Genomic DNA, 13,561 nt, shown 5'->3' on the forward strand with positions numbered 1-13,561 from the left:
CGGGCCGCCCCCTCTCACTCGGTCCACATGATCTCGATGAACCAGAGTGCCCCTCCGATGCCGAGCAGGGTGACGATCTTGAGGACGGCGGAGACCAGGCCCAGGGTGCCGACGACGGTCTCGACCACGGATTTCTCCTCCGTGGAGATGCGCAGCGGCATCAGGGCACAGGTCACGGCCATGATGGCAACGATGCCGCCGATCGACGGCGGCGTGTGATCGATGTTGAGGCCCAGGTGCTTCTTCACGATCTGCTTGGCGTTCTGCAGCAGTTCGGTGGCCTCCGCCTGTCTGGCGCTGAGGTAGCCCTGCTGACCGACATCCTGCACCAGCGCGCGGAAACCGGGATCGGTGATCAGGGCCCGCGCCAGCCGCTCCAGCTGCTCCAGCGACAGTGCCTGCAGCAGGAAGACCGACTGCTCCGCCTCCACAACCACATTGATGCACTCCAGCAGCTTGAAGGCGCGCGGCTTGCTGCCTGTCTCCACCAGCATGGCGGACGTGTAGTCGAGGCAGTGATCATTGATGACATGAAACAACTGGCTGCGGCGCGGCGCGCCGCTGGTCTCGCCGGCACGGAAGCGTACGTCCCGGGTGCCGTCGGCACTGTCGAGATAGCCGCACCCGGCAAGGCAGGCGGCAATGGAGAAATGGCCCTCATCCTGGTCGATGACACGGAAGAGCTGGCTGCCATCACTGGTGTGCGGGCCCACCACCACCTCGCCTGACTGCCGCTCCACCCCCAGGAAGGGCCGGTCGGCGGCATCCTTTCGCAAGGTCAGTATCCGATGATATGATTCATCCACAGGTACGAAGACGAAGCGCTGGTCTGCACCGCCATTGCCCTGCCACATCGTCAGACTGAAGGTATCGTGGTTGTCGGGACGCAGGGACAGGAAGTCGGATTTTCCGGGTGAGGCAATCTCGCAGCTTCTGAGCAACATTCGGTTCACGGCCTTCTCTGTGACGGAGAACATTCATCCAAGGCTAGCCCGCGCGATATTGTCGCGCCCGATCATGTGTCCCGGATATTCGACAGGGAGTGGAGCCGATGCTGGGAGGAGACGCGACAGGTTCAGGCGCTGACCTTTCACCGTCGAACCGCAAGGGGTTCGCGCCGGAGGCGCTGTTCGACGTCGGCAATGTCGAAACACGTGACCAGTTCGGCATCTGGAAGGAGAGTATTGCCGTCATCTTCGATGTCGATGCCCCGCGCAGCGCCTTGCAGGACGGTTTCGAGGCGCGCATCCACGCGACCATGCTGGGGCCGATGATGCTCGCCCGCTGCCAGACGCGGGCGCAGATGTTCACCCGTGGTGCAGGGCGGATCAGCCAGGACGGCCTGGATCACTACATGATCCAGTTCTTCGAGACAGGCGCGCAAAGGATAGTCGCGGGATCCCTGGAGATCGATCATCCGGCCGCCACGATGCTGGTCTACGACCTTGCCCGTGAAATGCACGCGACCACGGATACCTTCAGCAACCTCTCCCTGATCATCCCACGGGAATTGCTTTCGGAGCGGCTGATCGCCCCCGACGACCAGCACATGCGCCACTTCACCCGCCAGCAACCGACGGTCGCCATCCTCTGGGACTTCCTCCGCGGTGCGATGAGTCACGCCGGAAAGATGTCCCTTTCCGAAGCCGAGAACCTGGGCGCGGCGGCGCTGACGCTGGTCGCGGCCTGCCTGAACGCGGCGCATGACGAGAACCTGCCACAGGAGCAGTTGCGCAACCTTGGCCGGATGACGGCGGTCCGGCGGCTGATCCAGACGCATCTCGCGGAACCCGACCTGACCCCCGAGTGGCTGGCCGCAGAGGCCGGCATGTCACGCACGGTGCTGTACCGGATGTTCGAGCCGATGGGCGGCATCGCGGGCTATATCCGGGAGGCGCGAATGCGCCGCGCGCTGCAGCAGTTGCTGAGCCCGCAGCACCAGCACAGGTCCCTGCTGGAGATCGCCCTGATGCATGGCTATGGCAGCGACACGGCGTTCGGCCGGGCCTTCAAGAAGCGGTTCGGCATCACCCCCAGCGAAGTCCGCGACGGCCAGATGCCCGGTCCCGGCCATGCGGGGCCGATCGACCACGACCGGCTGGACCGGCAGTACGAGGGGTGGCTGACCTACCTCGCCAGTTGATCAAGTATGCGCCGGGCGACGTGGCGACCACTCAGCAAGGCGCCATGTGTGGTGCCGCGATGCCGCCAGCTGGTATGTTCACCCGCCAGGTGCAGGGCGACTCCGATCGGCTTCGCCAGCATGTGCCAGTCATCCATGCTGCTGTCCCGGTGACTGAAGGAATAGGCCCCGAGCGCGTGCGGTTCCCGGGACCAGCGTGTCGCCATGATCTGCAGCGGTTCGGGCACAGCTGACCCGAAGGCACCACGCAGCACCTGCATCACATCAGCGGTCATTTCCTCATCCGTCATGGCCTCGGCGATTGCCGGATATGACCCTACGGAAATCGCGATCAGGATATTCCGGGATGAGAAGGTGCGGGCGTTCATGAACCAGCACCAACGACCCGGTGGATCCGTCACGATGCCGAAATACTGCGTCCCGACAGGCCAGAACGGCGCGGCAAACCTCAGCGCGATCCGGGTCACGTTTCCCATGCCCATCCGCGCAATCGCAGACCGGTGGCCATCTGGCAGAGGCGGCTCGAAACCTATCCGGCCCTGTTTCAGAATGCCCAGTGGAACGGTGCAAACGACCTGGCGCGCGCGCCATGTCCGGTCTCCCGCCCGGACCTCGACCCCGGCACCGCCGGGCAGCAGGCGTATCGCGTCCACCGGCGTCCGGAAGGCGATATCGAGGCCCCGGCGCAGGGGGTCGAGAAGGCGGTCGTAGCCCCCATTCACGATCACATCTGCCCCGTCGAACTCTGCGCCCTCATCGAAGTCACTGGCCGAAAGCAGATGCAGCGGGCCTCCCTGATCGAACTCGGTAAAGGCTGACCCCATCCAGCGAAGCAGGGGCTGATCCAATGCCCCGGGCGCGACATCATGGATCACGTCCGCCAGTCCCGCACCTGGCTCCGCGACTGCATCAACGGCGTCGATGATGTCCTGCAACCGGTCCTCCGTCGCCTCCACTTCCTGACCGGGAACAATGGAACCGTCCGCAGTGCGCACCTCCAGACTGTCGTCATCGGTGACGAATGTCTCGCTGCCGGTCGCCGTGACCAGCCTGCTCAGCGGATTGCCATCCGGGCCATGAATCCAGCCCGCACCAGCCTCCAGCGGAATACCCATGCTGCGGTCTGTCCGGATGCGCCCGCCGATTCGCCCGGATGCCTCCAGAACCACGACATCAATTCCGCTCCGGTGGAGCATTCGTGCTGCGGTCAGTCCGGCAATCCCGGCACCAATGACAATCACGGACCTGTCGGCACCCACAGCCATCGACGACCCCGAACCGGTACCGGCCATCGCCGCCGTGGCCGCCAAGCCACCCAATGCGCGCCGCCGTGAGATCATTGCGGGACCTTCTCCGGAAAGTTCATGCGTCCGGGGCAGGATCGCCGCCGGTGTTGCAGGCAGAGGATATCGCATTGCCCGCCACCAGGAACCGCTTGACGCGCGCCTCATTATCTATATATCTAGAAACATGGATAACGAGATAGCAGCAGAAGCCTTCGGGGCGATGGGTCATCCCAGCAGGATCCAGATCCTGCGCTATCTGGTGGAACGCGGACGCGACGGTGCCGATGCCTCCACCATGGTGCGGGAACTGGAGATCGCCTGGACGACGCTCAGCCATCACCTCGACCACCTGAAACGGGCAGCTCTGATCACGGCCACCCGCGACGGGCGCCGGATGGTGCATCGGGCGGAGTTCCCGAAGGTCGCGCTGCTCTCAAGCTTCCTGATGCAGAATTGCTGCGCCCGAGAGGAGAAGACGGATGAAACGCCTGCACGTGCATATCGCGGTTTCGGATCTTGAGCGGTCCAAGACCTTCTACTCGACCATGTTCGATGTCGCGCCGACAGTGGAGAAGCACGACTACGCCAAGTGGATGCTGGATGATCCGGCAGTGAACTTTGCGATCTCCACCCGCGCCGGACGCAGCGAAGGGCTGGATCATCTGGGCCTGCAGGTCGATACGGACGCCGAAGTCGAAGAGATCGAGGCGCGCATGGCTGCTGCGGAAGAGATGGTTGCCCCGCAGCGCGATGCTGCCTGCTGCTACGCCAAGGGCAACAAGTCCTGGTCACGCGATCCCGCCGGTGTCCCGTGGGAAACCTTCCACACCATGGCGGAGATCCAGTTCTACGGCTCCGACCACCAGCCGCTGGACGAGGTCGAGAAACCGGCCTCCGGCGGCGCCTGCTGCGGCTGATCCGACAGACCGGACTTGCCACTCCTCCCCTATCGCCTAGGCTGCGGCCCGGGAGAGACACAGGGGAGGAGACGGCAATGGCCGATACTGAGGAAAATCCGGTACGTGTGGAGATGGATGGCGCGGTCTGCCGCATCACCATCGACCGGCCGGAACGCCGCAACGCACTGAATGACCGGGTGACGGGCGGCATCGCCGCGGGACTGGCCAGCGCACAGGCTGACCCGGCGATTCGCGCGGTCGTGCTGACCGGTGCCGGGGACCGTGTATTCTGCGCCGGGGGCGACCTTTCCCCACAGCCGGACGGCAGCCCCTTCGCCACCGATCCGGCGCGTCCGCAACTGCAGCTGACGGAAATGTTCCGCGCCTTCGAGACCTGCACCCTGCCCGTGATCGCGCGGGTGAATGGTCATGCACTGGGCGGCGGCTTCGGCCTGGTCTGCGTCGCCGACCTGGCGGTGGGTGTCGAAGGCGCGCGCCTCGGCACGCCGGAAGTCGGCGTCGGTCTGTTTCCCATGACCATCCTGCCCTACATGCTGCGCGTCCTGCCCCGCCGCAAGGTGATGGAACTCTGCATGCGCGGCACCCCGTGGAGCGCGGAGCGCGCCGCAGCGGAGGGTGTCCTCAATGCCGTCGCGCCGCCAGGCGAACTGGACAAGGTGCTGGACGAGATGCTCGCCGACATCACCAGCCGCTCCCCCACCGCGATGCGGCTGGGCAAGCTGGCGCTGCACGCCGTGCAGGACATGCCGATCCACGAGGCGCAGCAGTACACGCAACTGATGCTACCGGTCATGGCCGGCACCGAAGACGCCAAGGAAGGTTTCCGCGCGTTTCAGGAGAAGCGCAAGCCCGACTGGCCGAACGGCTGAGGGGAATCATTTGCGGTCCCCGGCCTGCCCTCTCCGCCTCCCGGCCGCCCGTTCAGGATAATCCCGTGGGTGGTCGGCAGGGGGAGAGGGCAGGCCGGGGTCGGCGATAAAATACCGCTCACTCCCCGCCGAATACCTCAGCGTTGGCCTCGCCCAGCGCGGGCGCGCTGCTGCGCAGGCCGGGGCGATTGCCGTCGAACTGCAGCGGCAGGCCGATAAGGCCCAGCGGATAGCCGGTCAGATGCTGCACCATGCCCGAGGCAATCGTCTGCGGGTGGGCCAGAACCTCCTGGGTGGTCTGGGTCGGGGCGCTGGGCACCCCGGCGTCATCCAGAATCCCCTGCCAGTGGCTGCGGGGCTCACGCAGGAAGATGCCGGTCAGCATGGTCTTCAGTTCCACCCGGTGTGCGTCGCGCTGCGGATTGGTGGCGAAGCGCGGGTCGTTCTTCCACTCCGGGTGACCCAGCGCGTCCGCCAGCTTGAAGAACAGCCGGTCGTTGGAGGCGGCGACGATCTGGTAGCCGTCGGCGCACTCGAACGCCTCATAGGGGGCAATGCCGCGCACGCCGGAGCCATGCCGTGTCGGTGACTTGCCGGTGACCTGCGCATCGGCGGAATAGAAGGTCATCCACTGCACCGCGGTCTCGAACAGGGCCGCATCGACCACCCCGCCCTTGCCCGTCACGCCGCGCCGCAGCAGGGCGGAAAGGATACCGATGGCGCACCACATGCCGGTGCCCATGTCGATGACGGAGATGCCGCACCGCACCGGCGGACGCCCCTCCTCCCCCGTGACCGACATGATGCCGCCGAAGGCCTGCATCAGCGCGTCATAGCCAGGGCGGTCCTTCAGCGGACCGCTGGCACCAAAGGCGTGCAGGTTGCAGACGATCAGACGCGGGTTGAGGCCCAGCAGGGTCTCCGCATCCAGTCCCAGCCGCGCCATGGCACCGGGGCGCATGTTCTGCACCACGATGTCGCCATCGGCGGCAATGCGTGCCTTCAGCTCGTCCAGCGCCGCCTGGTCCTTCAGGTCAACGGTGATGGAGCGCTTGTTGCGGTTCAGGGCGTGGAAGATCGTCGCCGTGCCGTCATCGGCGAACGGCGGTCCCCAGACACGGGCGTCGTCGCCCTCCAGCCGCTCCACCTTGATCAGGGTCGCGCCCAGTTCCGCAAGGATCGACCCCGCGAAAGGCCCCGCGACATTGCTGCCGAATTCGTAAGCCGTCAGTCCTTCCAGAGGCAAGGTCACGACCGGTTCTCCCCAAATGTTCCGTCTGTCGCGAACCTATGCCCCCGCAGAGGCGATGGTCAAACCGCGATGTCGGTATTGTTGCCGTCCACGCCGTGCATGGACCGCCCCCACGCAAGTACATTGACGCTAGGGTAGGACGCGCGCGCTCAGGAGGCTGCACCCATGACCATCAGCGTCTTCGACATGTTCAAGGTCGGCATCGGCCCGTCCAGTTCCCACACCGTCGGCCCGATGTGGGCCGCGCGCCGCTTCCTTGACGCGCTGGACAGCCGTGCGCTGACGGAGGCCACCGCCCGGGTACGGGTCGACCTCTATGGCTCCCTCGCGCTGACCGGCCTTGGCCATGCCACCGACAAGGCACTGATCCTGGGCCTGGCGGGCCAGGTGCCGGACAGGGTGGATGCGGACGATGCCGACCGCATGGTGGCGCAGATTCGCGAGACCGGGCGGATGCTGCTCGACGGGCGGGTGGAGATCGGCTTCGAGCCGCGACGCGACCTCGATTTCCTGCTGACCGAAAGCCTGCCCGAGCATCCGAACGGCATGGTCTTCGTGGCTGAGGACGCCACCGGCGCGGAACTGCACCGGGAAGTCATCTTCTCCGTCGGCGGCGGCTTCATCCAGGACCAGGCGGAGATGCGGGGCGAGACACCGGCCTGGGCGGGACGCAACATCGCGGTACCCCATCCCTTTGCAGGGTCGGTCGAGCTGCTGGAACGGGGTCGGCAGACCGGGCTGAGCATCGCCGAGATGATGGCCGCGAACGAGGCGGCGATCAGCCCCGGCCTTGATGTTTCAGCGCACCTGATCGAGATCTGGCAGGTGATGGAAAGCTCCATCGAGCGTGGCTGTCGGGAGACAGGCCTGCTGCCCGGCGGGCTGAAGGTGAAACGCCGCGCCCGTGCCATTCACCAGTCCCTGCTGGCCAGGCCGGAAGCCAGCATGAAGGACCCGCTGACGGTGATGGACTACATCAACCTCTACGCCCTGGCGGTGAACGAGGAGAATGCGGCCGGGGGCCGGGTCGTCACCGCCCCCACCAATGGCGCGGCGGGCGTCATCCCCGCCGTGCTGGCCTATTACACCCGCTTCGTGAACAGCGCCTCCGACGCCGGTGTCGTGAAGTTCATGCTCACCGCCGCCGCCATCGGCAGCCTCTACAAGCTCAACGCCTCCATCTCGGCGGCGGAGGTCGGCTGTCAGGGCGAAGTCGGCGTCGCCTGCTCCATGGCCGCGGGCGGTCTCGCCGCGGTGCTGGGCGGCACGAACGAGCAGGTGGAGAACGCAGCGGAGATCGGCATGGAACACAATCTGGGCCTCACCTGCGACCCCATCGGCGGGCTGGTGCAGATCCCCTGCATCGAACGCAACACCATGGGCGCCATCAAGGCCATCAACGCCGCCCGGCTGGCCCTGAAGGGCGACGGCACCCATTTCGTCAGCCTGGACCAGGTCATCGAGACCATGCGCGACACCGGCCGCGACATGGCCGCCACCTACAAGGAAACCTCCCTCGGCGGCCTCGCCCTCCGCATCCCGGTCAGCATGGTGGAGTGTTGAGGGACGCAGACGACGGCGATCGAAATCAGAACGACGCCCTGTAGGTGGTCGGTTTCAAATTCACCGACTTTTCCAATGGCGGTCGGAGTTCGAAGCCACCGGGTTCATGGCCGAACTGGTAAAGCCGCACCAGGCAGAAGGCGTCGGGACGCTCCTCCGAGAAGCTGAGCTCATTCTCCGAGATGAAGAACGGCGTGGTGCGGGTGCCGGTGGTCGTCTTGACCTCCAGCAGGCGCTCCCTGCCGCGAAGGTCGAAGGAGTGGATGTCATACCCCGCGCCGTCGCCCCGTTCCTGCGAAGTCCATTCGACCTTTCGGGCGAGATCATCACGCCCACCAAGTTTCAGGCGCGCCCGTTCGTCATGGAACACCTTCTCCTCTCCCCGCTTGCCCAGCGCCCTGTTGCGGGCATCCCGTGCTGCGGGGTCGAACTTGCGTACCAATCTCTGCATTTCGGTGCCCAGGACGGTATCAGCTGCGACCAGCGGCGGTGCGGTTTCAAGAAAGATGATTCCGCTCTCCTGCAATCCCTGCGGCGGTCGCAACGCTTCTGCGGTCGCGACGGTTTCCGGCTGCTTCGTCAGATAGCGTTCGATGCCTGCGGGCAGGGCGGTCTTCTGGTAGTTCTTTGCGGGCTTGTAGCCCCAGATCCATGGCAGGCTGAGTTCTCGCAGAACGGCACTGATGTTCTGGTGCTTGAATTCGATGGAACCGTCAGAGCGCTTGACGAACTGCTGCAACGCCCGCCGACGCTCGGTCTTGTTGTAACGTTCGCCGGCAAGCTCCAGCCGCAGCATGGCGAAGTAGTCGGCAACGATCAGGTCGATCTCGCGATCGCTCCAGTCCTGACCCGCTGGCGACTCTCCGCTCATGACACCTGATCGTCCCTATCCCGCCTCCGCCTCGCCGCCGCCGACGCGCTGGGCGAGGGCGGCTTCCATGAAGGCGTCGAGGTCGCCGTTGAGGACGTCCTGGGTATTGCCGGTTTCCTCGCCCGTGCGCAGGTCCTTCACCATCTGGTAGGGGTGCAGGACGTAGGAGCGGATCTGGTGGCCCCAGCCGATGTCGCCCTTGGCGTCGTGCAGGGCCTGCTTCTCGGCTTCCCGGATCTGCAGCTCACGCTCGTAGAGGCGCGCCTTCAGCATCGACATGGCGGCGGCGCGGTTCTTGTGCTGGCTGCGGTCATTCTGGCACTGCACGACGATCCCGGTCGGCTCATGCGTGATACGCACCGCCGAATCGGTCCGGTTGACGTGCTGGCCACCCGCGCCCGACGCCCGGTAGGTGTCGACCCGCAGGTCCTTGTCCTCGATCTCGATGTCGATCTCGTCATCGATGGCCGGGAACGCCCCGACGGAGGCAAAGCTGGTGTGGCGGCGGCTCTGCGAATCATAGGGCGAAATCCGCACCAGGCGGTGCACGCCGCTCTCCGACTTCAGCCAGCCATAGGCGTTGTGGCCCTGGACCCGCACGGTGGCGGACTTGATGCCGGCCTCCTCACCGCCCGATTCCTCGATCCATTCGATCTTGTAGCCGCGCTTCTCCGCCCAGCGCACATACATGCGCAGCAGCATCTCCGCCCAGTCCTGGCTTTCGGTGCCACCGGCACCCGCATGGACTTCCAGATAGCTGTCGTTGCTGTCGGCTTCCCCCGAAAGCAGGGCCTCCAGCGACAGGCGGTCGACCTGTTCCTTCATGCGGCGCAGGGTGGCCTCGGCCTCCTCCACGGTGGCGGCGTCGTCCTCTTCCTCCCCCAGCAGAATCAACTCCGCGGAGTCATCCAGTTCCTGTTCGAGTTCGCGTTGCCGGGTGATCGACTGGTCGAGCGTCGTGCGCTCCTTCATCAGCGCCTGGGCCCGGTCCGCGTCGTTCCACAGGTCCGGATCCTCGGCGAGGGCATTCAGTTCATCGAGACGGCGAAGGGACTGATCCCAGTCAAAGACGCCTCCTCAGCAGTTCCAGTGACTGCTTGATGTCGGCGACCAATTGTTCGGTTTCGGCGCGCATGGCCAGTACAACCCCTTGGAAGGTATCGGAAAATCAGGTTCGGAGGCGGGAAGATACACGATGCGGCGCAACAGGGAAACCGGATGCGCCGCGCAGGGTGTCAGAAGTGGTCCAGCAGGCGGTACCAGAGACGCCCGAGCGTGACCAGCGGGCGCCGCAGCAGCGGCCCGCCCGGAAAGTCCCTGTGCGCCACATCCGCCATGACGCGGAAGCCGCTGTCGTCGCCCCGGATCGCCTCCGCAATCAGCTTTCCGGCGATGCCGGTGACCGCCACACCCTGGCCGGAGAAGCCCTGCGCATACCAGACCCGCCGCCCCACACGCCCCAGATCCGGCAGGCGGTTCATGGTGATGGAGACCTTGCCGCCCCAGACCTCCCCCACCGGCACGTCGGCCAGTTCAGGGTAGGTCATGGCGATACGACGGCGCAGCAGCCCGGCGGCCTGCGGCCCATCCTCCCGCCCCAGATAGCTGACGCCGCCACCGAACAGCAGCCGGTTGTCTGCCGTGAAACGGAAGTAGTCGAGGACATTGTTGTCGTCGCAGACGCATTCATTGCCAGGCAGCAGCCGCTCCCTGACCTCCATCGGCAGGGGCGCGGTGGTCATGACCCAGGTGCCGACCCCCAGCGCGCGTGGTTCAACCGCGGGCAGCAGCCCGTCCAGATAGGCATTGGCGGCAACAACGACATGCTCGGCGCGGATCGTGCCCCGATCTGTGGTGACGATGCCCTGTTCGGCGTCCACGGCGGTGGCCGCCACGTTCTCATGCAGTTTCGCACCCGCCGCTGTCGCCGCGCGCGCGAGGCCGAGACAGTATTTCAGGCTGTGCAGGTGACCGGCGGAAGGGTCGAGCAGACCCCCATGAAACCGGTCCGAGCCGGTCAGGTCGATGGCTTCGGCCCGGTCAAGCACATGCAGCCGGTCGAGACCGAAGACATCCCGCAGGGCATCGCGCTCCGCCACCATGTGTTTCATGCGCGATGGCTTTACCGCGCCGAAGAAGAACCCGCGCGCCAGGTCGCAGTCGATGCGGTACTGCGCCACCCGCGCATCGATCAGCCGGATCGCCTGCTCCGAAAGGTCGAACAGCGCCCGTGCCGTTTCCCGGTCGCAGAGGTCCAGCAGGCCGGTGGCGCCCGGTGCCAGCCCGGTATTGATCTGCCCGCCGTTTCGCCCGCTGGCACCGCCACCGATCCGCCCGGCATCGATCAGCCGGACATCCACACCCTGTTCCGCCAGCTCCAGCGCGACGCTGACGCCGGTCAGACCACCGCCGACAACGCAGACCTCTGCCTCGACATCGCCGTCAGGCAGGTCCGCGAACACTGGCCGGCGCACCGTGGCCTCGTAGTAGGACCATGCTTCGGGTGGGATGCTCATACGCGCCTCATACGCCTCCCCCGCGCAGCGGGCAAGCCACGGAGACAGGCATTGCAACATCCCTGCCCTACGCCATATTGGCTCGGTCCGGGAAGGTCGCGTGACCGCAGGCATCCGGAGGGGGAACAGGTCCATGGCGGCCATCGAGCCGACTTTGCAGATGTGGCTGGTCTTCGGCATCATCGCCGTGGCGGTGGTGGCCTATGCGACGGAGCGGTTCTCCATCGAGATGGTGTCCCTGTGCGTCGTGGCCTTCCTGTCGGCACTGTTCTTCCACATGCCGCAGGCGGCGCAGCCGGGCCTGCCGGAGATCACCACCACGACGCTGCTGGCGGGGCTGGCTGATCCGGCCCTGATATCGGTACTCGCCCTGATGGTCGTCGGGCAGGGAATCGTGCGGACGGGCGCGCTGGACGGGTCCGCGCGCAGGATGGTGTCACTGCGGCGGAAACACCCCTTCCTGGCCGTTGCGGCGGCCCTGAGCGCTGTCATGGCACTCAGCGGTTTCCTCAACAACACGCCGGTCGTGGTCATCTTCATTCCGATCATGGTCGTCATCGCCGACCGGATGCGGCGCAGCGCCAGTGGCCTGATGATCCCGCTCAGCTATGCCGCGATCCTGGGCGGCATGACCACGGTCATCGGCTCGTCCACCAACCTGCTGGTCTCCGCCGCTGCCGTCCGCGCCGGTCAGCCGAAGATCGAGTTCTTCGACATCACCGCCATCGGCATCGTGCTGGCCGGGGTCGGCATGATCTACGTCATCTTCGTTGCCCCAAGACTGCTGCCGGACCGTGCAACCCTGGCCCAGTCCCTGACCCATGGTGTGGAGGGGCGGCAGTTCATCGCCCAGATCGATGTTCGCGACGGATCGTCCCTGGTGGGCGAGAAACCGCGCGCGGGACTGTTCCCCAGCATGCCCGGCATCACCGTGCGCCTGATCCAGCGGGGGGAGGAGCAGATGCTCCCCCCGTTCGACGAGATCGAGTTGCAGGTCGGCGACGAGCTGATCATCGCCGCCACGCGCAAGTCGATCACCGAGGCCATGGCAAGGACGCCGGATATGCTGCAGGCGATGCATGCCAGCGACGACCTGCCCCCGCCGGAAGGCGATGACGCGCCGATGGACCGCGACTTCCTGCTGGCGGAAGTCATCGTCGCTCCGGCCAGCCGGATGATCGGACGCAATCTGGCACAGATCGTCTTTCACACCCGCACCCGTTGTACGGTCCTGGGTATCCAGCGCCGCAGCCGCATGATCCGGCAGGGCCTGAACGATATCCGTCTGGAGGCGGGCGATGTGCTGCTGACGCTGGGGCACCGCAGCGACGTGCACAGGCTGCGGTTCAACCGGGATGTCATCCTGCAGGAATGGTCGGCCTATGACCTGCCGGCGCGGGAACTGGCGAAGCGGGCGGCGCTGATCTTCGGCGCTGTCGTGGCGACGGCGGCGACCGGCATCCTGCCCATCGTCGTGGCGGCCCTTGGCGGGGCGGTGCTGATGCTGGCCACCGGCTGCCTGAACATCCACCAGGCCTCCCGCGCACTGGACCGGCGAGTGGCCGTGCTGGTCTGGGCCGCACTTGCCATGGGCACCGCGCTGCATGGCACCGGCGGTGCCGACTATGTGGCGCAGCAATTGATGGCGGTGCTGGACGGTGCGCCGCCGGTGGTGATCCTCTCCAGCTTCTTCCTGCTGGTCGCCTGCTTCACCAACGTATTGTCGAACAACGCCACTGCGGTGCTGTTCACCCCCATCGGCATCGGCCTGGCGGACCAGCTGGGGGTGCCGCCGGTGGCTTTCGTCTACGCTACCCTGTTCGGGGCCAACTGTTCCTTCGCGACCCCGATGGGCTATCAGACCAACCTCCTGGTCATGGGCCCCGGCCATTACCGGTTCAGCGACTATGTGAAGGCGGGACTGCCCCTGCTGGTGCTGATCTGGCTCACGTTCACATGCGTTGCGGCCCTGACATTCGACCTTTGAGCCATTCGGTGCGATGATACGCGCACCAGTGGCGTATCCGCGTACCGTTCCGCCAGTTCTACGGCCCGAGGCGCGCGGTCAGGGCAGGGTTTCGCGCGCACTGCGGAATGGCGGCCTTGGTGCCCTGGTCCTGTGGCCCGTGGGGAGCCCGAGC

At 65.9% G+C, this 13,561-nt stretch carries 12 protein-coding genes; 6 read left to right on the plus strand and 6 right to left on the minus strand.

The window, feature by feature from the left end; genetic code table 11:
* Positions 1-14 precede the first annotated feature (14 nt).
* A complete protein-coding gene (locus QGV55_RS14505; protein ID WP_281016068.1) occupies positions 15-944 on the minus strand; it encodes a hypothetical protein in 930 nt (309 codons plus the stop codon).
* A 107-nt stretch (positions 945-1,051) separates the two neighbouring features.
* Here QGV55_RS14505 and QGV55_RS14510 point away from each other — a divergent pair, with 107 nt between their 5' ends.
* Positions 1,052-2,143 carry a helix-turn-helix domain-containing protein gene (locus QGV55_RS14510; protein WP_281016067.1) on the plus strand — a complete coding sequence of 364 codons (1,092 nt, stop codon included), beginning with the start codon at positions 1,052-1,054 and terminating at the stop codon, positions 2,141-2,143.
* On the opposite strand, the gene QGV55_RS14515 is transcribed toward QGV55_RS14510, so the two are convergent.
* A complete protein-coding gene (locus QGV55_RS14515) occupies positions 2,128-3,483 on the minus strand; it encodes an NAD(P)/FAD-dependent oxidoreductase (RefSeq protein ID WP_281016066.1) in 1,356 nt (451 codons plus the stop codon). The genes QGV55_RS14510 and QGV55_RS14515 overlap by 16 nt on opposite strands.
* 166 nt (positions 3,484-3,649) lie before the next feature.
* Here QGV55_RS14515 and QGV55_RS14520 point away from each other — a divergent pair, with 166 nt between their 5' ends.
* The 3 genes from QGV55_RS14520 to QGV55_RS14530 all read left to right on the plus strand — a co-directional run bounded on the left by QGV55_RS14520 (position 3,650) and on the right by QGV55_RS14530 (position 5,218).
* Positions 3,650-3,949, plus strand: a complete 300-nt coding sequence (locus QGV55_RS14520; RefSeq protein WP_348637600.1) for a helix-turn-helix domain-containing protein — start codon at positions 3,650-3,652, stop codon at positions 3,947-3,949.
* A complete protein-coding gene (locus tag QGV55_RS14525; protein WP_281016064.1) occupies positions 3,909-4,346 on the plus strand; it encodes an ArsI/CadI family heavy metal resistance metalloenzyme in 438 nt (145 codons plus the stop codon). The genes QGV55_RS14520 and QGV55_RS14525 overlap by 41 nt, the downstream gene beginning before the upstream one ends.
* A gap of 77 nt (positions 4,347-4,423) precedes the next feature.
* The gene (locus tag QGV55_RS14530) at positions 4,424-5,218 is read left to right on the plus strand and encodes an enoyl-CoA hydratase-related protein (protein WP_281016063.1); all 795 of its coding nucleotides are present in this window, start codon (positions 4,424-4,426) and stop codon (positions 5,216-5,218) included.
* A 118-nt stretch (positions 5,219-5,336) separates the two neighbouring features.
* Here QGV55_RS14530 and QGV55_RS14535 read toward each other — a convergent pair whose 3' ends face one another.
* Entirely contained in the window at positions 5,337-6,470 is a 1,134-nt protein-coding gene (locus tag QGV55_RS14535) for a CoA transferase (RefSeq protein ID WP_281016062.1), read from the minus strand.
* Between the two features lie 165 nt (positions 6,471-6,635).
* Between QGV55_RS14535 and QGV55_RS14540 the strand changes: the two genes are divergently transcribed.
* Entirely contained in the window at positions 6,636-8,033 is a 1,398-nt protein-coding gene (locus QGV55_RS14540) for an L-serine ammonia-lyase (RefSeq protein ID WP_281016061.1), read from the plus strand.
* A gap of 25 nt (positions 8,034-8,058) precedes the next feature.
* Here QGV55_RS14540 and QGV55_RS14545 read toward each other — a convergent pair whose 3' ends face one another.
* The 3 genes from QGV55_RS14545 to QGV55_RS14555 form a co-directional block, all read right to left on the minus strand.
* Positions 8,059-8,904, minus strand: coding sequence for a DUF3883 domain-containing protein (locus QGV55_RS14545; protein ID WP_281016060.1), 846 nt, complete (start codon positions 8,902-8,904; stop codon positions 8,059-8,061).
* Between the two features lie 15 nt (positions 8,905-8,919).
* A protein-coding gene (prfB, locus tag QGV55_RS14550; RefSeq protein ID WP_281016059.1) for a peptide chain release factor 2 occupies positions 8,920-10,039 on the minus strand; the annotation gives its coding sequence in 2 pieces (ribosomal slippage) (positions 8,920-9,969 and positions 9,971-10,039; 1,119 coding nt in all).
* Positions 10,040-10,139: 100 nt separating this feature from the next.
* On the minus strand, positions 10,140-11,420 hold the full coding sequence (locus tag QGV55_RS14555) for an FAD-binding oxidoreductase (RefSeq protein WP_281016058.1): 1,281 nt from the start codon (positions 11,418-11,420) through the stop codon (positions 10,140-10,142).
* A 133-nt stretch (positions 11,421-11,553) separates the two neighbouring features.
* Between QGV55_RS14555 and QGV55_RS14560 the strand changes: the two genes are divergently transcribed.
* A complete protein-coding gene (locus QGV55_RS14560; RefSeq protein ID WP_281016057.1) occupies positions 11,554-13,407 on the plus strand; it encodes an SLC13 family permease in 1,854 nt (617 codons plus the stop codon).
* Positions 13,408-13,561 lie beyond the last annotated feature (154 nt).

Source organism: Minwuia sp. IMCC3009 (assembly GCF_029909415.1).
In the GTDB taxonomy this organism is placed as follows: Bacteria; Pseudomonadota; Alphaproteobacteria; order Minwuiales; family Minwuiaceae; genus Minwuia.

Coding starts and splice junctions, on each gene's coding strand:
- QGV55_RS14505 (WP_281016068.1), bottom strand. CDS start 944: ATGTTGCTCAGAAGCTGCGAGATTGCCTCACCCGGAAAATCCGACTTC.
- QGV55_RS14510 (WP_281016067.1), top strand. CDS start 1,052: ATGCTGGGAGGAGACGCGACAGGTTCAGGCGCTGACCTTTCACCGTCG.
- QGV55_RS14515 (WP_281016066.1), bottom strand. CDS start 3,483: ATGATCTCACGGCGGCGCGCATTGGGTGGCTTGGCGGCCACGGCGGCG.
- QGV55_RS14520 (WP_348637600.1), top strand. CDS start 3,650: ATGGGTCATCCCAGCAGGATCCAGATCCTGCGCTATCTGGTGGAACGC.
- QGV55_RS14525 (WP_281016064.1), top strand. CDS start 3,909: ATGAAACGCCTGCACGTGCATATCGCGGTTTCGGATCTTGAGCGGTCC.
- QGV55_RS14530 (WP_281016063.1), top strand. CDS start 4,424: ATGGCCGATACTGAGGAAAATCCGGTACGTGTGGAGATGGATGGCGCG.
- QGV55_RS14540 (WP_281016061.1), top strand. CDS start 6,636: ATGACCATCAGCGTCTTCGACATGTTCAAGGTCGGCATCGGCCCGTCC.
- QGV55_RS14545 (WP_281016060.1), bottom strand. CDS start 8,904: ATGAGCGGAGAGTCGCCAGCGGGTCAGGACTGGAGCGATCGCGAGATC.
- QGV55_RS14555 (WP_281016058.1), bottom strand. CDS start 11,420: ATGAGCATCCCACCCGAAGCATGGTCCTACTACGAGGCCACGGTGCGC.
- QGV55_RS14560 (WP_281016057.1), top strand. CDS start 11,554: ATGGCGGCCATCGAGCCGACTTTGCAGATGTGGCTGGTCTTCGGCATC.